This is a genomic window from Amycolatopsis nalaikhensis (assembly GCF_030264295.1).
Lineage (GTDB): Bacteria > Actinomycetota > Actinomycetes > Mycobacteriales > Pseudonocardiaceae > Amycolatopsis > Amycolatopsis nalaikhensis.
Window position 1 is genome coordinate 6,518,966 of the sequence record NZ_CP127173.1, and the last position, 19,886, is coordinate 6,538,851.

Consider the following 19,886-nt stretch of genomic DNA (forward strand, 5'->3'; position numbering starts at 1 on the left):
GACCGTGCGGATACCGAAGGTGCTGTCTGCGGCGGTACTGCTCCTGGCGACCGGGTGCGCCGTGTCGGAAGGCGGCGAGAACTCCGTGGTGTTCGTCTCCTACGGCCAGGGCGCCTACCAGGCCGGTCAGCGCTCGGCGTGGCTGAACCCCTACACGGCCGCGACCGGCACGACCGTCACCATCGACGGCCCCTCCAGCACCGCCAAGCTCAAGGCGATGGTGGAAGCGGGCAAGGTCACCTGGGACGTCGTCGACACCGAAGCGTCGGTGGCGGCCCAGGCGTGCGGCACCCTCGTCGAGCCGGTCGACATGGGACCGCTGGCGGCTTCGTTCCCCGAGCGCACGCTCACCCCGTGCGGAGTGCCGGACGCGTTCTTCGGCATGACCCTGATGTACAACGCGGACGTCTACGGCGCGCACCCGCCGACGAAGCTCGCGGACTTCTTCGACCCGCAGCGCTTCCCCGGCCGGCGGATCATCTACGGCGGCGACCCGAGCGTCGGGACGCTGGAGGCGGCCCTGCTCGCCGACGGTGTCCCGGCCGACCGGCTCTACCCGCTCGACGTGCCGCGCGCGCTCGCGGTGTACGACCGGGTGCGCCCGGAGCTCACCATCACCAGCACCTACGGCGACCAGCAGCAGCGGATGGCCGGCGGGCAGGCGGACATCGCGCTGATCGTCAGCGCCCGCGCCTACTCCCTGCTGAAAACCGGTGCCACGCAATGGAAAGTCGTCTCCGGGGTGCCGATCCCGGTGACGTGGGACGTGCTGGTCGTCCCCAAGGGATCCCGGCGCGCGGAACGGGCGAAGGACCTCATCCGCTACGCGTCCGAACCCGCGCGGGCCGCCGCGTTCGCCGAACAGGCGGGCATCGGACCGGCGAACACGGCGGCGAAACCGGTCTACCCGGCGGCCGCCCGCGACCTGGACATCTGGGGGAAGACAAGGAGGACCTGCGCGTGCTCAGCGACGTCCGATGGTGGGCGGCGAACCGGATCGAGGTCGTGAAGACCTGGTCGGACTGGATGACCGGATGACCGCCGTGCTCGCGGGGCCCGTCGCCCCGCCCCGTTCCCGCGCCGCGTGGCTGCTGCTGCCCGCCGCCGCGCTGCTGCTGGTGTTCTTCTGCTACCCGCTGGCCGTGATCCTCTGGCGCAGCTTCACCGAACCGGACTTCGGCGTCGGCAACTACCTCGCCGTGCTCGGCGACGAAGTGCAGATCCGGGTGGTGCTGCGGACCTTGCGGACCGCCGCGGTCATCACGGTCGCGACGCTCGTCGTCGCCTACCCGTACGCCTACGCCATGAGCCGGGTGGGCCGCCGCGCCCGCGGGCTCCTGACGCTGCTGGTCCTGATGCCGTTCTGGACCAGCGTGATGGCCCGCAACTTCGCCTGGTACGTCCTCGAACAACGCGGTGGCGTCATCGAAAAAGCCTTCGACGCCATCGGGATTCCCGGCGTCGCGCTGCTCGGCTCGGTCGCCGGGGTGACCGTGGCGATGGTGCAGGTGATGCTGCCGTTCATGGTGCTGCCGCTGCAGAACACCATGCTGGGCATCGACCGGAACCTGCTGCACGCCGCCCGCAGCCTCGGCGCCCGCGGGCCCGTCGCGTTCCTCCGCGTCTACCTTCCGCTGTCGCTGCCCGGCGTGCTCGCGGGCGTCTCGGTCGTGTTCATCATGTCCCTGGGCTTCTACATCACCCCGGCGCTGCTGGGCACCCCGCAGCAGGCGCTCGCCGCCCAGGTGATCGGCACGCAGGTCAACGACCTGCTCGACTTCGCCGGCGCGGGCGCGCTCGGCGCGATCCTGCTGGTGATCACCCTGGTCGTGCTCGCGGCCATCAGCCGCGTCGCGGCGCCGGTGGCCACCAGCGCGGCGGGAGGGACCGACCGTGGCTGACAACCTGGTCCGCGCCCGGCACGAACGCACGCTCGGCTGGGGACTGCGGGTGTGGGTGGTGCTCGTCGGCTTCGTGCTCGTCGTGCCGACGCTCGTGGTCATCCCGATGAGCTTCGGCGCCGGCTCGACCTTCCAGTTCCCGCCCGACGGCTGGTCGTGGCGCTGGTACGGCGAGTTCTTCGGCAGCAAGCAGTGGCTGGCCGCGCTGGCCAACTCCGTCCAGGTGGGACTGCTGGCCGCCGCCCTCGCCACCGTGCTCGGCGTCGCCGCCGCGTTCGGGCTCGACCGTGCCCGCTTCCGCGGCCGGGGCGTCGTGCGCCAGGTGCTGATGGCCCCGATGATCCTCCCCGGGATCGTCGTCGCGGTGGCGGTCTACGGCGTCTTCCTGCGCTGGCAGCTCAACGGCACCATGCTCGGCTTCGTGCTCGCGCACGCCGTGCTGGGCCTGCCGTTCGTCGTCACGTCCGTGCAGACGAGCCTCGCCGGGTACGACCCGACGATGGAACGCGCCGCCGCGAGCCTCGGCGCGACCCGGCTGACCACCCTGCGGACGGTGGTGCTGCCGCTGATCGCGCCCGGCGTCACCTCCGGGTTCGTGTTCGCCTTCGCGACGTCGTTCGACGAGGTCGTCATCGCGCTGTTCCTGCAGACCCCCGACATCAAGACGTTGCCCGTGCGGATGTACGAGTCGATCGTCCTCGAGATCGACCCGACCATCGCCGCGGCCTCCAGCCTCATCGTCGTGTTCACCACTGCTTTGCTGCTCGTGCCCCAGATCCTTCGCCGACGGAGCCACCATGACCGATGACACCCGCGGGATCACCACCGCGCACGTGACCAAGGCCTACCCCGGCGTCGACCGCCCGGCGGTGGACGACGTGTCGCTGCACATCGCCGACGGCGAGTTCATGACCTTCCTCGGGCCGTCGGGGTCCGGGAAGACGACCATGCTGTCGATGATCGCCGGCTTCACGCCGCTGTCCGCCGGGTCGATCACCGTCGACGGCCGGGAGATCTCCCGGCTCAAACCGCACCGGCGCAACCTCGGCGTGGTGTTCCAGCAGTACGCGCTCTTCCCGCACATGACGGTCGCCCGCAACGTCGCGTTCGGCCTCGCTCGCCGGGGCAGGCCGAGCGCGGAGATCGACCGCCGGGTGGCCGAGGTGCTGGAGATGGTCGACCTGACGGCGGTCGCGGATCGCTTCCCCCGCCAGCTCTCCGGCGGGCAGCAGCAGCGCGTCGCGCTCGCCAGGGCCGTGGTCTACGAGCCGCGGGCGCTGCTGATGGACGAGCCGCTCGGCGCGCTGGACAAGAAGCTGCGCGACCAGCTGCAGCGCGAGATCGCCCGGATGCACCGCGAGCTCGGCATGACGTTCCTGTTCGTCACCCACGACCAGCAGGAGGCGCTGACCCTGTCCGACCGCATCGCCGTGTTCAACCACGGCCGGGTCGAACAGATCGGCACGCCCGAAGACCTCTACGAGCGCCCGGAAACGTTGTTCGTCGCCCAGTTCATCGGCGAGTCGAACTCGCTGCGGCTGACGCCCGGCGAGGTGACGATCGTGCGTCCGGAGCGCGTGACCCTCCACCCGGGAGCCGAGTCCGTCCCGAGTGGACACCAGCGCGCCGGGGCGACGGTGACCGACGTCGTGTACGTCGGCGACCACACGCGGGTCTGGCTGCGCTACGCCGACGGCGCGCGCGGGTGCGCGATCCTGCCCGCCGGTGCGGTCCACGACCACCGGCCCGGCCTGGAGGTCGCCGTGGCGTGGCACCCGGAGCACCAAGCCGTGGTGCCGGACCCGGTGGGCACGCCGGAACTGGCCGGGAGCGCGGCCGGGTGAGCGGGGAGCTGCTGCTGCGCGGCGGAACCGTCCACGGCGGCGGGACCGCGCTCCTGGTGCGGGACGGCCTCATCGCGGCCGTCGGCGACGACGTCGTCTCGGACACCGCCCGGGTGATCGAACTGGACGGCCGGACGGTGGTGCCGGGCATCAACGACGCGCACCTGCACCTGGTGTGGCACGCGCTCAGCGGCCCCGAGTTCTGCGTCGACCTGTCCGCCGCGGCGAGTCTCGACGCGGTCGCCGAGGCGCTGGCGGCCGCCCCGGACGGCGAGTGGGTCGTCGGCCGCGGCTGGCGGGAAACGACGATCGCCGAGTTCGCGTCCGGCGCCGCCGAACCCGGCCGGGCCTGGCTCGACGGCGTGACCGGCGACCGGCCCGCGGTGCTGCACCACGCGTCGTCGCATTCGGTGTGGGCCAACAGTGCCGCGCTGCGGCGGGCGGGGATCACCGCCGCCACCCCGGATCCGGTGGCCGGGGAGATCGTCCGCGACGCCCGCGGCGGGCCGACCGGGCTGCTGGTGGAAAGCGCGCAGGACCTCGTCGCGCGGTTGCTGCCGCGGCCGAGCCGGGCCGAGCGGCTCGACGCGATCGTGCGCGCGATGGCGCGGCTCAACGCCCTCGGCGTCACCAGCGTGACGGATCCGATCGTCACGCCGGAGCTGTGGCGTGACTACCGCGACCTGCACGCCGAGGGCAGGCTGACCGTGCGCGTCACCGCGTTGCTGCACTGGGACTGGCCGTCGCCGACCAGCTCGGCCGAGGGCTTGGCCGCTCACCTGGAGGGCGCTTCCTTCGGCGGCGACGACTTCCTGCGGGCGGGCGGGATCAAGCTGTTCGCCGACGGCGTCCCGACCCACCGCACGGCCTGGATGCACGAGCCGTACCCCGCGGGCGGGCACGGCGACCTCGTCACGCCCGGTGGCACCACCGAGGAGCGGGTCGCCGAGCTGCACCGGCTCGTCGCCGTGGCCCACCGCCGCCGGGTCCAGGTGCAGGTCCACGTGACGGGGGACCGCGCGGCCGACGCCGTGGCCGACGCGATCGAAGCGGCCCAGGCCGCGGACCCGTGGCCCGGGGCGCGGCACGTGCTGATCCACGGCACGTTCCTCACGCCGCCGGTCCACGAGCGGCTCGCCCGCGCCGGGATCGGCGTGATCACCAGCTCGCTCATGCGGACGTTCAGCGGGCCGTCGATGGTGCGGACGGTCGGCGAAACCCGGTGGTCGCAAGCATTCCGTGCCCGGGCGCTGCTCGACCACGGGGTCTCGGTGGCGGACAGCTCCGACGCCCCGGTGACGAACCCGGACTGGCGGCGAGGGGTCGCGACGTTCACGGGAGCGCCGGGCCCGAACCCCTTCGCCCGTCCGGACGAGGGCGACCTGCTGACGCGCGAAGAGGCTTTCGCGCTGTGGACGTCCGGTCCGGCGTGGCTGGAAGGCATGGAGCACCGCAAAGGAAGCCTGGCCGTCGGCCGGTTCGCGGACCTGGCGGTGTTCGACGCCGACCCGCTGACGGTCCCGGCGCCCGACCTGCTGGCGCTGCGGCCGGTGCTGACCCTGGTCGGCGGCCGCGTGGTCACCGCCTGATTTTCGGTATTCACGGCCGAGCCGCGTGCCCGGCCGAGTTCGTCCTGCACGGAAACGCCAAGGTAAGGAGAGTTCCATGGAGAGTGATCTGGGCCGACGGCAAGTGTTGCGGGGAGCCGTCATGGCGGCCGCCGGAGCCGCGGTGGCGGGCGCGTTCCCGGCGGGGACCGCCGAGGCGAGGAGCGGCCCCGCCGACCTGATCGTCCACAATGGCCGGGTCTTGACCCTCGACCAGCACTTCCGGAGTGCGGAGGCGATCGCGGTGCGCGGCGGGCGGGTGCTCGCGGTCGGCGGCGCGCGAGAGGTCAAGCGCCTCGCGGGTCCGCGCACCCAGCTGCTCGACGCCGCCGGTGGCACGGTGCTGCCGGGCATCAACGACTCGCACCTGCACCTGAGCTCGTTCGGGCTGAACCGTCCACCGTGGACGTACGACGTCGACAAAGCGACGATCGACGAGGTGGTCGAGGCCGTGCGCGCGGCGGTCGCCCAGGCGCCGTCGCCCGACTCGTGGATCCGCGGCGGCGGCTGGCAGGAGCTGAAGCTGCCGCGTGCGCCGCGGGCCGCCGACATCGACCCGGTGTCGGGGAACCACCCGGTGGTGCTGAAGGACTTTTCGGGGCACGCGATCTCGGTGAACTCGGCGGTGCTCCGGCTCGCGGGCATCACCCGCGACACGGTGCCGCCGGTCGGCGGGGTGATCGACAAGGACGCCGACGGCGAGCCCACCGGCGTCTTGCGCGAAACGGCCAGAAACCTGGTGCAGTCGGTGATCCCGGCGTTCAGCGCGGCGGAGGTGTCCCAGGCGATCGACATCGGGGTGGGTCTCCTGCACGCGGTGGGCATCACGAGCCTGACCGAGCCAGGCATCGGCCTGGACACGCTGGAGATCTACCGGGACAAGGCGCGGGCGCGGAGGTTGCCGATGCGGATCACGGCGTTGCTGTCGGGCGGGATGGCCCCGGCGACGGTCCGCCGCATCCTGGGCGGCTACCGGCCGGCGAAGGACGTCGACCCCCGGTTCGTGCGGGTGGCCGGGATCAAGGTGTACGCCGACGGCATCCCGCGGTTCCAAACGTCCTGGATGAACCAGCCGTACCTCGACGGCACCAACGGGACGATGGTCATCGACGGCGCGAACACGGCGGAGCAGATCGCGAACCTGCACGAGATGATTCGGCTCGCGACGGACGCGGGCATGCAGGTGGGCACGCACGCCACCGGCGACGCGACCACGGACGCGGTGGTCGCGGGCTACGTCAAGGCAGGCGGGCCCGACCTGCGGCACTACGTGATCCACTGCAACTTCCCGTCGGCCGCGACGCTGCGGACGATGGCCCGCCACGACATCGGGGCCAACCTGAACGCGGAGATCCTGTACCTGCAGGGCCGCGTGCTGGAGTCGATCATCGGGCCGGAGCTGACGGAGTACCAGTGGCCGTACCGCAGCGCGCTGAACGCGGGGGTCCGGGTGGCGTCGGGGTCGGACGCGCCGGTGGTGGCCCCGGCGTGGTTGCGCGGCGTGCTGGCGGCGACGCTGCGCGAGGGAGCGGCGGGTCAGGTGGCGGGCGAGGCGGAGCGCATCACGGTGCGCGAAGCCCTCGCGACGTACACGTCGACGTCGGCGTGGCAGGACCACGCGGAGAGCTGGAAGGGAACGCTCGAGCCGGGCAAGGCGGCGGACATCTGCGTGGTGGGCGGCGACGTGCTCGAGGTGGACCCGCATGATCTGGGCACCCTCCCGATCACCGCGACGGTGGTGGACGGGCGGGTGGTCTACGAGCGGTCGAGCGGTGCTCAGGGGACGCTCGCGGACGCCGCGGCGTTGACGACGTCCGGCTGTTCCCACAACGGCCGTTGCTGCTGCGAGGTGGCGGAGGAGATCCGAGGCTGAGCCTTGAACCGCTCCTGCCGCGGTACCTCCCCCTGATGAGGGATCTTGCCCCGAACCCCTGTCACGGGAGCCGACCGCGAAGGTTTCACGCACGAGCGACCGGCCTCGTTTCATCGGGGGAGCGAGGTGGCGTGGGAAGGCGGGCCCGTGCAGGGGCGGGCCCGCCTTCCACCTTCGGCCGGAGCACGCCGCTGGGTCAGCGTCTGCCGGACAGCGTGCGGGTGACGCCGCGCGCCGCGGCGAGCAGGGCCGGGAGCCCGGCGTGCGCGTGTTCGTCGTTCGGGACGATGATCGAGAGCGCGGCGACGACGTCGTTGAGCGCGTCGCGGACCGGTACCGCGATGCCGGTCGCGTCCTCGTGGACGTGCCCGGGCAGCAGCGCGTAGCCCTGCTTCCGGACGGCGGCCCAAGCGTGCTCCAGCTGGCCCGGGGTGGTGATCGACGCCGCGGTGTAGCGCCGCATCGGGCGTCGCAGCACGCGCTCGCGCACTTCGGCGGGCGCGTAGGCCAGCAGCACGTGCCCGCTCGAGGAGAGGTGCACCGGCAGCCGCCCGGCGATCTGGGAGTAGTTGATCACCGCGTCGCGGGCCGAGAGCCGTTCCACGAACAGCACGTCGTCGCCGTCGAGGACGGCGAGCTGGGCGTGGTGGCCGACGACCGCGTGCAGGTCCTCCAGGTACGGCATCGCCGCGTCCCGCAGCGAGGTCGTGGGGGAGGCCCGGGCGGCGAGCTCCCACAGCCGGACCCCGACGCGGACCTCGCGGCCGGGACCGCGGGCCAGCAGGCCGTGCGTGGTCAGCTCGGCGATCAGCCGGGACGCGGTGGCGATGTGCAGGCCGGTGCGCCGCGCGATCTCGGAGACGGTCAGCGACGTCTCCTCGGCGGTGAAGGCGGCGATGATCCGCGCCGCCCGGGCGATGGACGACTCGCCGGTGGGTGCCCGTGCCATGGGCCCGAGTATCGCCGCCTCGGGTTCTCTCGTCCATTGAGAGTTCGTTTCCTCGCCGGGCGGTGGCTCGGCGATCGTCGTCCGATGAACGCTTCCCTGCGGGTCCACCGCAAGACGGTCGCGGCCGACGGCGTGGTGACGCTCGAGCTGGCCGCGGCGGACGGCGGCCGGTTGAAGGACTGGACGCCCGGTTCGCACATCGACGTCGTCCTGCCCACCGGGACCCGGCAGTACTCGCTGTGCGGGGACCGCTGGGACCCGGGGCGCTACCGGATCGGGGTGCTGCGCGAGCCCGGCGGGCGTGGCGGTTCGGCGTACGTGCACGACGAGCTGGACGTCGGCGACGAGGTCGGCGTCGGCGGGCCGCGGAACAACTTCCCGCTGGTGCCGTCGCCGGAGTACCTGTTCGTCGCCGGCGGCATCGGGATCACGCCGCTGCTGCCGATGGTGCACCAGGCCGAGCTGCTCGGCGCGCGGTGGCGGCTGCTCTACGGCGGGCGGCACCGGGCGTCGATGGCGTTCCTCGCCGAACTCGCCGCCTACGGCGACCGCGTCCTCCTCCGGCCGCAAGACGAATACGGCTTGCTCGACCTCGCCGGATTCCTCGGCGCACCGCGGCCGGACGTCAAGATCTACGCCTGCGGCCCGGCCCCGCTGCTGGACGCGATCGAGCGGGTCTGCGAGCCGTGGCCACCGCACACGCTGCGCACCGAGCGGTTCGTCGCCGACGCGGGGGAACCGGCGCGCACCAAGCCGTTCGAGGTCGAGCTGGTCCGCAGTGGACTCCTCGTCACGGTGCCGCCGTCGACGAGCGTCCTGGACGCCGTCGCCGGCGCGGGCGTCGAGGTCCTGTCGTCCTGCCGCCAGGGAACGTGCGGCACGTGCGAGACGACGGTGCTCGCGGGGCGGCCCGAACACCGCGACGCGATTCTCGAGGACCACGAACGCGCCGCGGACGACTGCATGTTCGTCTGCGTGTCGCGATCCCTGTCCGACCGTCTCGTCCTGGATTTGTGAGGTGCCATGACCATCGACCCGTTCAGCCACGCCGTCTTGGAAGACCCGTTGCCGATGCACGCGGAACTCCGCGACGCGGGGCCGGTCGTGTACCTGTCCCGCTACGACGTCTACGCCGTCGCCCGGTACGAAGAGGTGCACGCGGCCCTCACGGACTGGCAACGGTTCCAGTCGGCGGCGGGAGTCGGTCTGACGAACTTCCGGACCGAGAAACCGTGGCGGCCACCGAGCCTGCTGCTGGAGGCGGACCCACCCCACCACGACGCGCCTCGCCGAGTGCTGAGCAAGGTCCTGGGCCCCCGCGCCCTCCGGAGGCTGCGTACACAGTGGACGGCCGACGCGGAGGAACTGGTCGACGAGGTCCTGGCGCGCGGGTCCCGACTCGACGCGGCCACGGCGTTGGCCCACGCGTTTCCGCTGCGCGTGTTCCCCGACGCTGTAGGTCTTCCCCCGGACGGCCGGGAAAACCTGCTCCCGTACGGAGACCACGCGTTCAACGCGTTCGGCCCGGCCAACGACCTCGTCGCGCGCGGGGAGCCCCGGGTGGCGGAGCTGTCAGCCTGGGTGGCCAGTCGCTGCAGCCGCGAGGCGTTGGCCCCGGCGGGCTTCGGCGCGGACATCTGGGCGGCAGCCGACCGCGGCGACATCACGCCGGAGCAGGCGCCCCTGATCGTGCGGTCACTGCTGACGGCGGGCGTCGACACGACGGTGCACGCGCTCTCGGCGGTATTGCACGCGTTCGCCACGCACCCGGAGCAGTGGCAGCGCTTGCGTGACAACCCGGGCCTCGTCAGGGTGGCGTTCGACGAGGCGGTGCGCTGGGAGTCCCCGGTCCAGACGTTCTTCCGCACGACGACAACAGAAGTCCGCATCGGCGACGTGCGGATCGGCGAGGGGAGCAAGGTGCTGATGTTCCTGGGGGCGGCCAACCGAGACCCCCGCCGCTGGCCCAACCCGGACGCGTTCGACTTGTCGCGCGACCCATCCGGCCACGTCGGCTTCGGGATGGGTCTGCACCAGTGCGTGGGCCAGCACGTGGCGCGCCTCGAAGCGGAGGCGTTGCTGGCGGCGCTCGTCCGGCGGGTGCGGAGGATCGAGCTGGACGGGGTGCCGAGACGTCACCACAACAACACGCTGCGGGCTTGGGAGTCGCTACCGGTGCGGGTGTCGAGCTGAACCCCGCTTCCCGTGGGACCTGAGCAGATCTACTCATGTGCGCGACGCCGTGACGTCGCTAGCGTGTGATCCATGCGGATGGTGGGCGGGGTTCTGACGCTGTTCGGTGCGGGCTTGCTCCTGGCCGCCTGCGGCATCTTCGAATCGGCAACGGGCGACGCCGAAACCGACCGCCAGTCCACCACGCTGGCGGACGCGATCAGCTACCCGCGGCAGCCCGACGCGGCCGGGCTCGCCCGGGCGGCGCTGGCTACCACCCTGGGCCGCAGCGACAGCTTGAGCGTGCTCGAGGCCAGAGACCTGGCCCACAGCGCGGCCGACGACCCGTTCGCGCACCTGGTGTGGCGGATCCACCGTGCCGCGGGCACGGGCTGGGACACAACGCCGGCGTTCGACGCGTGCTACGCCGTCGAGTTCAACTACTACGGGCCGACCGCGGTGGACCGGACCACATGCCCGGCGAACGCCGCGCCGATAACGCCGGCGCCCTTGCCGCGGCGGGACATCCCGCCGGAATACGCGCCGGCGCTGGAAGTTCTTCTCGGCAAGTTGCCCACAACGCCCAGCGACGCGGATGTCCGTACGGCGCTGGCGACTGGTTTGCCTGCCCCGCGAGTGGACCCGGAGACCCACCTCGCCGCCATCCCGCCGGAAACTGCTTTCCAGGTCAAGGGTGCGGATGTGGGCGTGGCCCTCTTCACGAGTACTGGAGACTGCACGATGGGCCACCGCCTGCACGGCGCGGTCAAAGTGTGGTCACTGAACGGGCGCGACCAGATGCAGGAGAAACCGTGCGGCCCGGAGGCCGCGCTGGCCACCCCCTGATCACAGCCCGACTCTCGGGGGCGTATCGGGGGCGGAGTCCGTAGGCGGCCGGATGCCCCGGCAACGTTCGTGCTGGTGGGCCACTGTGCCCCCGGTGAGATTCGAACTCACACTGGACGGGTTTTGAATCCGTTGCCTCTGCCAGTTGGGCTACGGGGGCGTGACGTCGTAACCCTACGGGATCACCGGATCCGGCCAGTGACCGGGTCCATCGGTGTCGCCACCGCCACTACGTGGTGAACGCCATCTCGTCAACTGGATCGTTCCCGGTAGGCTTCAGGTTCGCGGGAAGCCGCGAAACCGAACGTCCCGCCGAGTCTTCAGGAGGACCCCGGTGACCGATCAGGCTACCGAGGCCAACGGTGCCGCCACCGTTCCGCAGCGTCGGGTGCTCGTCGCGGAGGACGAGGCGCTCATCCGGCTGGACCTCGTCGAAATGCTGCGTGAAGAGGGCTATGAAGTCGTCGGGGAGGCCGGGGATGGCGAGCAGGCCATCGCGCTGGCCACCGATCTCAAGCCCGATCTCGTGATCCTCGACGTCAAGATGCCCAAGCTCGACGGCATCGAGGCCGCTTCCAAGATCACCGGTGACCGGATCGCGCCCGTGGTCATCCTCACCGCCTTCAGCCAGCGTGACCTCGTCGAACGCGCTCGCGACGCCGGGACCATGGCCTACCTCGTCAAGCCCTTCGCGAAGCGGGACCTGGTGCCCGCCATCGAGCTCGCCGTCAGCCGGTTCTCCGAGCTGCAGGCCCTCGAGGCCGAGGTCGCCGGGCTCACCGATCGGCTCGAGACCCGGAAGGTCATCGACCGCGCCAAAGGCCTGCTCATGAGCCGTCAGGGCCTCACCGAGCCCGACGCCTTCCGCTGGATCCAGCGCACCGCCATGGACCGCCGGACCACCATGAAGGCCGTCGCCGAGGCCGTCGTCGAGAGCATCGGGAGCTAGCCGGACACGGCGGCCGGCGGGCAGAATCACCCGGGTGAAACTGCTTCCGGCCGTCGTCGCCGTCATGCTGCTGACCGGCTGCGATGCCGCGCAGCCGAGCACCCCCGCGCCCACCACCTACGAGCTGCCGCCGCGGCAGGTGCGGCCCGACGAGACCGCCCTCAAGGTCGCGCCCGCCAAGAACGGCGACACCGAGTTCGACCTCATCGGCCTCGCCGCCGGGCTGCCCAGCATCACCGGGAGCCACACCGAGTTCCCCGCCAAGGGGCAGTTCGTGCGGCTGCGGCTGGTCGTCACCAACACCGGCACCTCGAGCGTCCTGTTCGACACCAAACGCCAGCTGCTCGTCGACGACCAGGGCGCGGCTCACCCGCCCGAAGAGCAGGCCATGCTGATCAAGCGCCAGCCCGGCCAGTTCGACCTCGGCCACGGCGTGCGCGTCGAGTTCGACCTCTACTGGGACATCCCCAAGGACCGCAAGCCGGTCACGCTCCGGGCATTCGGCGGGCCCACGATCACCGACATGAAGAACCTGACCGGCACCGACATCAAGCTATGAGAAGGGGCCCGGCCGAAAGCAGCCGGGCCCCTTCCAACACAGCAACTCAGACGCCGAGGTCGCCACCGAGGTAGGCGGCCCGCACCTTCGGGTCGTTCAGCAGGTCGGCGCCGCGGGCACTCTGCACCACGCGGCCCGTTTCGAGCACGTACGCCCGGTCCGACAGCTTCAGCGCCTGCTGGGCGTTCTGCTCCACCAGCAGCACCGTCGTCCCGCGCTTGTTGATCTCGCGGATGATGTCGAAGATCTGCGCGATCAGCATCGGCGCCAGGCCCATCGACGGCTCGTCGAGCAGCAGCACCTTCGGCTTCGTCATCAGCGCGCGGCCGATGGCGATCATCTGCTGCTCACCGCCGGACATGGTGCCGCCGAACTGCGACTTCCGCTCCGCGAGCCGGGGGAACAGTTCGTAGACCTCGTCGAGGTCGGCCTTGAGGTCGTCCTTGCGGGTGTAGGCACCCATCAGGAGGTTCTCCTGCACCGTCATGCCGGGGAACACGCCCCGGCCTTCCGGCGACTGGCCGATCCCGAGCAGCACGCGCTTGTGCCCCGGGGTCCTCGAGATGTCCTGGCCGTTGAACAGGATCCGGCCGCTGGTCAGCGGCCGCAGCCCGGAGATCGTCTTGAGCGTCGTGGTCTTGCCGGCGCCGTTGGCCCCGATCAGCGACACGATCTCGCCCTCGTCGACCTGGATGCTCATGCCCTTCAGGGCCGCGATCTTGCCGTAGTGGACGTTGATGTCCTCGACCTCAAGAAGCATCTTCGGACACCCCCAGGTACGCCTCGATCACCTTCTGGTTGTTCTGCACCTCGTGGGGGAGCCCTTCCGCGATCTTCTGCCCGAAGTCGAGCACCGCCAGCCGGTCGCTGATGTGCATGACCAGGCCCATGTCGTGCTCGATGAGCAGCACCGTGCGGCCGTCGTCCCGGATCTTGCGGATCAGCGCCTGCAGGGCGTTCTTCTCCGCCGGGTTCATGCCCGCGGCCGGCTCGTCGAGCAGCAGCAGCTTCGGGTCCGTGGCCAGCGCCCGCGCGATCTCCAGCCGGCGCTGGTCGCCGTAGGAGAGGTTCTTCGCGACGTTGTGCTCGACCCGGCCGATGCCGACGAAGTCGAGCAGCTCACGGGCCATCTCACGGCCGTGCTTCTCTTCCTTGCGGTGCCACGGCAGGCCGAGCACCGCGCCGATCGCGCCCGTCTTGTGGTGCGCGTCGACGCCGACCATGACGTTCTCCAGCGCCGTCATGTTGTGGAACAGCCGGATGTTCTGGAACGTCCGGGCGATGCCGCGCTTGGTGACCTTGAAGCGCTTCATCCCGTCGATGCGGTCGCCGTCGAAGCGGACCTGGCCCTCGGTCGGGTGGTAGACGCCGGTGATCACGTTGAACACCGTCGTTTTGCCCGCGCCGTTCGGCCCGATCAGGGCGAAGATCTCACCCTGGTTGATGCTGATGTTGACTTCGCGCAGGGCGGTCACGCCGCCGAAGCGCATGGTCACGTTGTCGATCTCGAGCATGGTGTTCACTTGGCGACCTCCGCCGATGCCTCGGAGTCCGGACCGGCCACCTCGGCGCCCATGGTGCCCATGCCGCCGGTTCCTTCCCGTAGTTCGGCCTTGCGCTGCCGGGACGGCAGCAGGCCTTCCGGCCGCAGGGCCATCATCAGGACCAGCACGAAGCCGAAGATGAGGATGCGGTACTCGGACAGGAACCGGAACCGCTCGGGCAGCCACGCGATCACGAACGCGCCGATGATGACGCCGGGCAGGTTGCCGGAGCCGCCGAGCACGACCGCGGCCAGGATGGTCGCGGACAGGATGAACGGGAAGTTGTTCGGCTCGATGAACACGGCCTTGCTGGCGTAGATCGTGCCGGCGAAACCACCGATCATCGCGCCGATCGCGAAGGCGAGCAGCTTGAACTTGAACGTCGGCACGCCCATGAGCTCAGCCGCGTCCTCGTCCTCGCGGATCGCCGCCCACGCCCGTCCGACGCGGCTCTTGGCCAGCCGCACCGAGAAGGTGATGACCAGCACGATCGCGAACAGCATCAGGTAGTAGTACGGCGCCGGGTCGAGGAAGAACTCGACCCCGAAGATCGGCTCCGGGTGCGGCACGTTGGTGATGCCGCGGGCCCCGCCGATGGCGTCGGTGTTGTTCGCGGTGATCCGGACGATCTCCCCGAAGCCCAGGGTGACGATCGCCAGGTAGTCACCCCGGAGCCGCAGGGTCGGGGCGCCGAGGATGACGCCTGACACCGAGGCCAGGAAGATGCCGAGCACCACCGTCGGCCAGAACGACCAGCCGTACGTCGTCCCGATCGAGGCCCAGGTGTAGGCGCCGATCGCGAAGAACGCGACGAAACCGAGGTCGAGCAGGCCGGCGTGACCGACGACGATGTTGAGGCCGACGGCGAGCAGGATGTACGTGCCGACCGGGAAGATCAGCACCGTCGTCCAGTCCGAGTCCGGCGACATGAACGCCCCGATCCACGGGGCGGGCAGGATCAGCGCGAACACGATCAGGGCGAGGTAGAGGCCGTAACGCTGCCACTGCGGGGCGTCCGCCCACCAGTCCCGCATCCCGTCGATGGGGTGGAACCCACCGCGTGCGGGCTTTCCGTTGCTGGTAGCCACTTCTTCGCCCTTCATGCGCGTGCCCGCTGCAGCGATTCACCGAGGATGCCGGTGGGCCGGAACATCAGGACCAGCACCAGGACGACGAACGCGGTGACGTCCTTCCAGGCCGAGCCGAGGAAGATCGAGCTTCCAGTTCTCGACCAGGCCGAGCACGATGCCGCCGAGCAGGGCGCCGCGCAGGTTGCCGATGCCGCCGAGCACCGCGGCGGTGAACGCCTTGATGCCGAGCAGGAAGCCGATGCGGTAGTCGGTGTTCTCGTACTCCATGACGAACAGGGCGGCCGCGACACCGGCCATGGCCCCGCCGAGCAGGAACGTGATGCGGACGATCCGGTCGATGCTGACACCCATCAGCACGGCGGCTTCGGGGTCCTGCGCCGTGGCGCGGATACCGCGGCCGATCCGGGTCCGGCTGACCAGCTGGTCCAGCACGACCATCACGATGACCGCGCCGACGATGACGAAGACGTGGTCGGTGCGCACGACGCCGTTGCCGATCCGGAACAGCTCCTCGTGCGGGACGAACCGCGGCGCGGACTGCTGGACGCGGCCCGGCTTGTCGAACAGCCAGGGGATGATCCTGAGGCCGAAGGCCTCCTGCAGGAACAGCGAGGCGCCGATCGCCGAGATCAGGGCCGCGAGCCGGGTCGCGCCCTTCTTGCGCAGCGGCCGGTAGGCGAGCTGTTCGAGCGCGATCGCCGACCCGCCGGAGACCAGCGCGGACGCCACGATCAGCAGGAGCAGGATGCCGATCATCGAGAAGATCGTGAACGGCGCCGAGGGCGCGATCGTGACGAGGATGAACAGGGACGTCATCGTCCCGATCATGAAGATTTCGGAGTGAGCGAAGTTGATCAGCCGCAGCACGCCGTAGACCATCGTGTAGCCGAGGGCGATGAGGGCGTAGATGGAGCCGGCTACCAGGCCGCCGATGGTGCTGCCCAGAAACTGGCTCTGCAGATCTTGGAACATGACGTAGTTGCCTTACCTGACGGGGCGAGGATGGTCGCCACATTGGCGGGGAGCGGAGGTGCTGTGGTCGTCCACAGCGCCCCCGCTCCCGTTAGGTGTGTCTAGCTCCGTCAGCCGTTGATCTTGGCCTCGGTCGACGCGCCGAGGTTCTTGATGACCCCGCCGACGACCTGGTACACGTAGATCGCGTTGGTCTGCGGCTCGCCGTTCTCCTTGAACTTGACCTGCTTCGACGCGCCCTTGAAGTCCTCGGTCTTGAGGAATTCGTTGATCTTCTCGCCGGTGGTGTTGCCGGCCTTGACCGCGTTGATGATGGCGGTCGCGGCGTCGTAGCCCTCGGTCGCGTAGATCGCCGGGTCGACGTTGAACTTGGCCTTGTACTTCGTGGCGAACTCGTTCTGCGCGCCCGCGTCGGGGATGTTGCACGGGCAGCCGATGACGGCGCCTTCGGCGGCCGCGGCACCCGCACCGGAGACCAGCTGCGGGTCGAGCGAACCGTCACCGGTCGCGAAGATCGCCTTCACGCCACCGTCGCGGAGCTGCTTGAGCAGCCGGCCGCCCTGGGCGTAGTAGCCACCGAACGCGATGACGTCCGGGTTCGCGGCCTTGACCTTCTGGACCGTGGACGAGTAGTCCGACGCGTCCTTGGCGAACTTGTCGCGCTCGGTCGTGATGCCCTTGTCCTTGAAGGTCTTCTCGAAGGCGTCCGCCAGGCCGACGCTGTACTCCTGGTCGTCCGAGATGACGTACGCGTTCTTCGGCGACTTCGCCGTGATGAGGAAGTTCGCGATGGCCGGGCCCTGGTCGTTGTCGTTCGCGACGACGCGGTGCCAGTACTTCCAGCCGTTGTTCGCCAGACCCGGGTTGGTCGCCGACGGCGACACGCTCGGGATCTTGCCCTGCTCGAGGACACCGCCGACGGCCTTCGACTCACCGGAGAACGCGGGGCCGATCAGGGCCGTGATCTTGTCCGTCCCGATCGCGGTCTGGACCAGCGAGGTGGCCTGCTCCGGCTTGCCCTGGCTGTCGTAGTTCTTCAGCTCGAGCTTGACCTTGGGGTTCGTGGCGTTGTACTCGTCGATGGCGAGCTTGGCGCCGTTGTTGGGCGGGATCACGATCCCGGAGTTCTCCCCGGTCAGGTCGCCCATGAACCCGATCTTCAGCGTGCTGCCGTCACCACTGTTGCTGGACGAGCCGCCACCGGCGCAGCCCGCCAGCGCGAGCGACGTCGCCGCTGCGAGGGCGAGAACCCGTCCAAAACGCACTCCTGACACCGACTACCTCCCATGACCAACCAGCCGCCGGTAGGCGTTGCCCCCGACACAGGGGCTAGGTTAGGGCAGGAAGATATCCCTCTCGCCCGTCATGTGCACAGGCGGCCTCACTACTCTGTGTCCACATCGTGACGATCGCAACCGACACGAATTGCACGAAAAGGCGAACGACGTTTCGCTCGGACGGCCGCGCTGGTCACGCAGCGATGCTAAGTATCGGCGCTCGTTCTGCGAATGGGTGACAGGTGTGTTTCCCCGGTATGTCATGGCCCATTTCACCGGCGGGTGTGTGGGCGGTTTCCGGGGTTCACCCTGGCGCGCGCACGGCGGGCGGGGCACCGCCGTAGGGATGCACCTTACGTCCGGTTTCGGCGGCCGGACGGACCACCCCCGGGTACGGCGTGTCGGTGCCCGCGGTGCGTGCTCGTCCGCGGCCGGGTCGCGCAGGTCTGCCCGAAAGTCCGTCTCCCGGGGAACCGGTGCCACAACCATCGGTTGTCGTGGCCGCCGGAACGGCTGTTGGACCCGCCCGGCTCCCCGGCGGTTGGCTGGGAGCAGCCGAGAGACAGGGAGAGCAGGATGCGGATCGCGGAGCGCGAAGTGGTCGAGGGCGTCGCGGCGGGCGTGCCGTTCGTGGCGGTGCCGCCCGGCGAAGAGGCGGCGTCGGCGGGAGTCGTGGCCGGGTGGCACCTGATGGACGCCCCGGCCAGTGAGCGGGCGATGGCCGCCGCGCTGCCGATGGCCGAGCTGACCGCGTGGCGGGTGTATTTCGGGCTCCCGCTCAGCGGGACACGGTTGCCCGAGGGCGGTTACGACGAGGTCTTCCGCCGCGCGAGCGAGGACGCCGTCCTCAACATCTACGCCCCGGTCACCGCGCAGGCGGCGGATGAGTTCCCGGCGGCGGTCGCCGAACTGCGCGAGCGGCTGGGCGCGGACGGCCCGCTCGGCGTGTTCGGCGGGTCGGCGGGCGCGGCGGTGGCGCTGGAGGTGCTCGCTCGCGGCGACGCCCCGATCGCGGCAGGCGCGGTGGTCAGCCCGGTCGTCCAGCTGGCCCCGCTGATCGCGGCCAACGAGCGCCGCTTCGCTGTCACGTACTCGTGGAGCGAGCGGTCGCGCGCGGCGGCGGCGCGGCTGGACTTCGTGGCCCGGGCCGCGGAGTTGACGGCACCGCTGCTGCTGGTCGTCGGCTCCGACGACGACATCGCGATCCGGGAACCGGCGGCGGCGCTGGCCGCGCGGCTCGGCGACCGGGCCGAGCTGGTGACGGTCGAGAGCATGGCGCACGAACTGCCCCCGGGGACGCCGGACGCGGTCCGCGTCGACGCCGCGTTCAGCGAGTGGTTCGCGCGACGGCTGCGAGGCTGAGGTCGTCGTCGGGCAGCCAGGCGTGCGCCGGGTCGTAGGCGCACCAGTCCTCCTCGCGGCTGGTGCGCCCGGCCAGCGCCAGCAGCCGCCGCAACGCCGGATGTGCCTTGCCGCGCCGCCAGACCAGCGACCACGGGAACAGCGGCGACGGCTCGAACGGCAGCACCTTCAGGTTCAGGTCCGGCGCGAGTTCCATGTCGGCGCCCGCGAGCGTGACGCGCTGGGTGCCGTACCGCGTCTGCTCCAGCGTGTGCCGCAGGTCGTAGCTGACGCCGGAGTCGTCGATCGGCACGTCGAACCGCTCGCACAGTTCTCGCAGGTAGGACAGCCATTCGGCGGGGCCGCGCAGGCCGGGCAGCCAGATGCCCTCGGCGCGCAGGTCGGCGAGCCGGATGACGTCCGCCGCGGCCAGCGGGTGTTCCGGGGCGAGCAACGCGACCAGCGGTTCGAGCCGGACGACGCGGTGTTCCAGCTCGTCCGGCAGCGGCGCGCCGGACCCGTTGACCCTGCCGATGGCGGCGTCGAGCTCCCCGGACAGCAGCGGCCCGACGGCGTTGGCGAACGCGCCGCCGGCGACCCGGTCGATCTTCAGCGCCGGTTCCCGCGCGGCGAGGCGGCGCAGCAGCGAGATCGGGGCGAGCCGGTAGTCGACGACGTCGAGGCGCAGCGGCCGGTCGTCGGCGCCCATCGCGGCCACCGCGGCGTCGGCCACCCGCAGCAGCTCTCGCGCGTGCGGGAGGAAGCGCTCGCCGTCGGCGGTCAGCTCGACCGAACGGGGCGTGCGCAGGAACAGCGGCGTCGCGAGAGCGTCTTCGAGCTTCCGGATCCGTTTCGACAGCGCCTGCTGGGTGAGGAACAGCGACTGGGCGGCGCGCCCGAAGTGGCGCTCCCGCGCGGTCACCACGAACGCCCGCACCTGGGCGATGTCGAGGTCCACCGG

18 protein-coding genes, 1 tRNA gene and 1 pseudogene are annotated in these 19,886 nt (G+C 70.8%); 12 read left to right on the forward strand and 8 right to left on the reverse strand.

The genetic code is table 11. From position 1 onward, the window contains the following. The first annotated feature begins 4 nt into the window (after positions 1-4). The 6 genes from QP939_RS31940 to QP939_RS31965 all read left to right on the forward strand — a co-directional run bounded on the left by QP939_RS31940 (position 5) and on the right by QP939_RS31965 (position 7,225). Positions 5-1,009 (forward strand): extracellular solute-binding protein, encoded by a 1,005-nt coding sequence (locus tag QP939_RS31940; RefSeq protein ID WP_285449922.1) that lies wholly within the window; start codon positions 5-7, stop codon positions 1,007-1,009. 25 nt (positions 1,010-1,034) lie between these two features. After that, the gene (locus QP939_RS31945) at positions 1,035-1,901 is read left to right on the forward strand and encodes an ABC transporter permease (RefSeq protein ID WP_285449923.1); all 867 of its coding nucleotides are present in this window, start codon (positions 1,035-1,037) and stop codon (positions 1,899-1,901) included. Then, positions 1,894-2,709: an ABC transporter permease gene (locus QP939_RS31950; protein WP_285449924.1), complete on the forward strand. Its 816-nt coding sequence runs from the start codon at positions 1,894-1,896 to the stop codon at positions 2,707-2,709. Before QP939_RS31945 ends, QP939_RS31950 begins: the two co-directional genes overlap by 8 nt. After that, positions 2,699-3,745 carry an ABC transporter ATP-binding protein gene (locus tag QP939_RS31955; RefSeq protein WP_285449925.1) on the forward strand — a complete coding sequence of 349 codons (1,047 nt, stop codon included), beginning with the start codon at positions 2,699-2,701 and terminating at the stop codon, positions 3,743-3,745. The genes QP939_RS31950 and QP939_RS31955 overlap by 11 nt, the downstream gene beginning before the upstream one ends. Next, on the forward strand, positions 3,742-5,334 hold the full coding sequence (locus tag QP939_RS31960) for an amidohydrolase (RefSeq protein WP_285449926.1): 1,593 nt from the start codon (positions 3,742-3,744) through the stop codon (positions 5,332-5,334). The genes QP939_RS31955 and QP939_RS31960 overlap by 4 nt, the downstream gene beginning before the upstream one ends. Before the next feature lie 121 nt (positions 5,335-5,455). Beyond that, positions 5,456-7,225, forward strand: a complete 1,770-nt coding sequence (locus QP939_RS31965) for an amidohydrolase (RefSeq protein WP_285449927.1) — start codon at positions 5,456-5,458, stop codon at positions 7,223-7,225. A 196-nt stretch (positions 7,226-7,421) separates the two neighbouring features. Here QP939_RS31965 and QP939_RS31970 read toward each other — a convergent pair whose 3' ends face one another. Next, entirely contained in the window at positions 7,422-8,174 is a 753-nt protein-coding gene (locus QP939_RS31970; protein ID WP_285449929.1) for an IclR family transcriptional regulator, read from the reverse strand. Positions 8,175-8,258: 84 nt separating this feature from the next. On the opposite strand from QP939_RS31970, the gene QP939_RS31975 reads away from it, so the two are divergent. From QP939_RS31975 to QP939_RS31985, 3 genes are all read left to right on the forward strand, one after another. Next, complete coding sequence (locus tag QP939_RS31975; RefSeq protein ID WP_285449931.1) at positions 8,259-9,191, forward strand: PDR/VanB family oxidoreductase; 933 nt, start codon at positions 8,259-8,261, stop codon at positions 9,189-9,191. Positions 9,192-9,197: 6 nt separating this feature from the next. Beyond that, on the forward strand, positions 9,198-10,367 hold the full coding sequence (locus QP939_RS31980) for a cytochrome P450 (RefSeq protein ID WP_285449932.1): 1,170 nt from the start codon (positions 9,198-9,200) through the stop codon (positions 10,365-10,367). 72 nt (positions 10,368-10,439) lie between these two features. Continuing rightward, on the forward strand, positions 10,440-11,192 hold the full coding sequence (locus tag QP939_RS31985; RefSeq protein ID WP_285449934.1) for a hypothetical protein: 753 nt from the start codon (positions 10,440-10,442) through the stop codon (positions 11,190-11,192). A gap of 86 nt (positions 11,193-11,278) precedes the next feature. Here QP939_RS31985 and QP939_RS31990 read toward each other — a convergent pair. Next, a tRNA-Leu gene (locus tag QP939_RS31990) sits at positions 11,279-11,352 on the reverse strand. Positions 11,353-11,526: 174 nt separating this feature from the next. Here QP939_RS31990 and QP939_RS31995 point away from each other — a divergent pair. Together QP939_RS31995 and QP939_RS32000 are read left to right on the forward strand one after the other, a co-directional pair. Next, entirely contained in the window at positions 11,527-12,141 is a 615-nt protein-coding gene (locus tag QP939_RS31995; protein ID WP_020646628.1) for an ANTAR domain-containing response regulator, read from the forward strand. Positions 12,142-12,175: 34 nt separating this feature from the next. Beyond that, complete coding sequence (locus QP939_RS32000; RefSeq protein ID WP_414641740.1) at positions 12,176-12,700, forward strand: hypothetical protein; 525 nt, start codon at positions 12,176-12,178, stop codon at positions 12,698-12,700. A 46-nt stretch (positions 12,701-12,746) separates the two neighbouring features. Here QP939_RS32000 and QP939_RS32005 read toward each other — a convergent pair whose 3' ends face one another. The 5 genes and pseudogenes from QP939_RS32005 to QP939_RS32025 all read right to left on the reverse strand — a co-directional run bounded on the left by QP939_RS32005 (position 12,747) and on the right by QP939_RS32025 (position 17,572). After that, positions 12,747-13,460 carry an ABC transporter ATP-binding protein gene (locus QP939_RS32005; protein WP_285449936.1) on the reverse strand — a complete coding sequence of 238 codons (714 nt, stop codon included), beginning with the start codon at positions 13,458-13,460 and terminating at the stop codon, positions 12,747-12,749. Further along, on the reverse strand, positions 13,450-14,214 hold the full coding sequence (locus QP939_RS32010) for an ABC transporter ATP-binding protein (protein WP_285459897.1): 765 nt from the start codon (positions 14,212-14,214) through the stop codon (positions 13,450-13,452). Before QP939_RS32010 ends, QP939_RS32005 begins: the two co-directional genes overlap by 11 nt. 5 nt (positions 14,215-14,219) lie before the next feature. Next, a complete protein-coding gene (locus QP939_RS32015; protein WP_352247805.1) occupies positions 14,220-15,347 on the reverse strand; it encodes a branched-chain amino acid ABC transporter permease in 1,128 nt (375 codons plus the stop codon). Continuing rightward, positions 15,344-16,307: pseudogene (locus QP939_RS32020) on the reverse strand (branched-chain amino acid ABC transporter permease). Before QP939_RS32020 ends, QP939_RS32015 begins: the two are co-directional and overlap by 4 nt. Positions 16,308-16,417: 110 nt before the next feature. Next, positions 16,418-17,572, reverse strand: a complete 1,155-nt coding sequence (locus QP939_RS32025) for a branched-chain amino acid ABC transporter substrate-binding protein (protein WP_285449938.1) — start codon at positions 17,570-17,572, stop codon at positions 16,418-16,420. 588 nt (positions 17,573-18,160) lie between these two features. Between QP939_RS32025 and QP939_RS32030 the strand changes: the two genes are divergently transcribed. Continuing rightward, complete coding sequence (locus tag QP939_RS32030) at positions 18,161-18,946, forward strand: alpha/beta hydrolase family protein (protein WP_285449939.1); 786 nt, start codon at positions 18,161-18,163, stop codon at positions 18,944-18,946. Here the strand turns inward: QP939_RS32030 and QP939_RS32035 are convergent. Continuing rightward, positions 18,912-19,883, reverse strand: a complete 972-nt coding sequence (locus tag QP939_RS32035; RefSeq protein WP_285449940.1) for a LysR family transcriptional regulator — start codon at positions 19,881-19,883, stop codon at positions 18,912-18,914. The genes QP939_RS32030 and QP939_RS32035 overlap by 35 nt on opposite strands. Between the last annotated feature and the right edge of the window lie 3 nt (positions 19,884-19,886).

Coding starts and splice junctions, on each gene's coding strand:
- QP939_RS31945 (WP_285449923.1), top strand. CDS start 1,035: ATGACCGCCGTGCTCGCGGGGCCCGTCGCCCCGCCCCGTTCCCGCGCC.
- QP939_RS31955 (WP_285449925.1), top strand. CDS start 2,699: ATGACCGATGACACCCGCGGGATCACCACCGCGCACGTGACCAAGGCC.
- QP939_RS31965 (WP_285449927.1), top strand. CDS start 5,456: ATGGCGGCCGCCGGAGCCGCGGTGGCGGGCGCGTTCCCGGCGGGGACC.
- QP939_RS31970 (WP_285449929.1), bottom strand. CDS start 8,174: ATGGCACGGGCACCCACCGGCGAGTCGTCCATCGCCCGGGCGGCGCGG.
- QP939_RS31975 (WP_285449931.1), top strand. CDS start 8,259: ATGAACGCTTCCCTGCGGGTCCACCGCAAGACGGTCGCGGCCGACGGC.
- QP939_RS31980 (WP_285449932.1), top strand. CDS start 9,198: ATGACCATCGACCCGTTCAGCCACGCCGTCTTGGAAGACCCGTTGCCG.
- QP939_RS31985 (WP_285449934.1), top strand. CDS start 10,440: ATGCGGATGGTGGGCGGGGTTCTGACGCTGTTCGGTGCGGGCTTGCTC.
- QP939_RS32005 (WP_285449936.1), bottom strand. CDS start 13,460: ATGCTTCTTGAGGTCGAGGACATCAACGTCCACTACGGCAAGATCGCG.
- QP939_RS32010 (WP_285459897.1), bottom strand. CDS start 14,214: ATGCTCGAGATCGACAACGTGACCATGCGCTTCGGCGGCGTGACCGCC.
- QP939_RS32015 (WP_352247805.1), bottom strand. CDS start 15,347: ATGAAGGGCGAAGAAGTGGCTACCAGCAACGGAAAGCCCGCACGCGGT.
- QP939_RS32030 (WP_285449939.1), top strand. CDS start 18,161: ATGCGGATCGCGGAGCGCGAAGTGGTCGAGGGCGTCGCGGCGGGCGTG.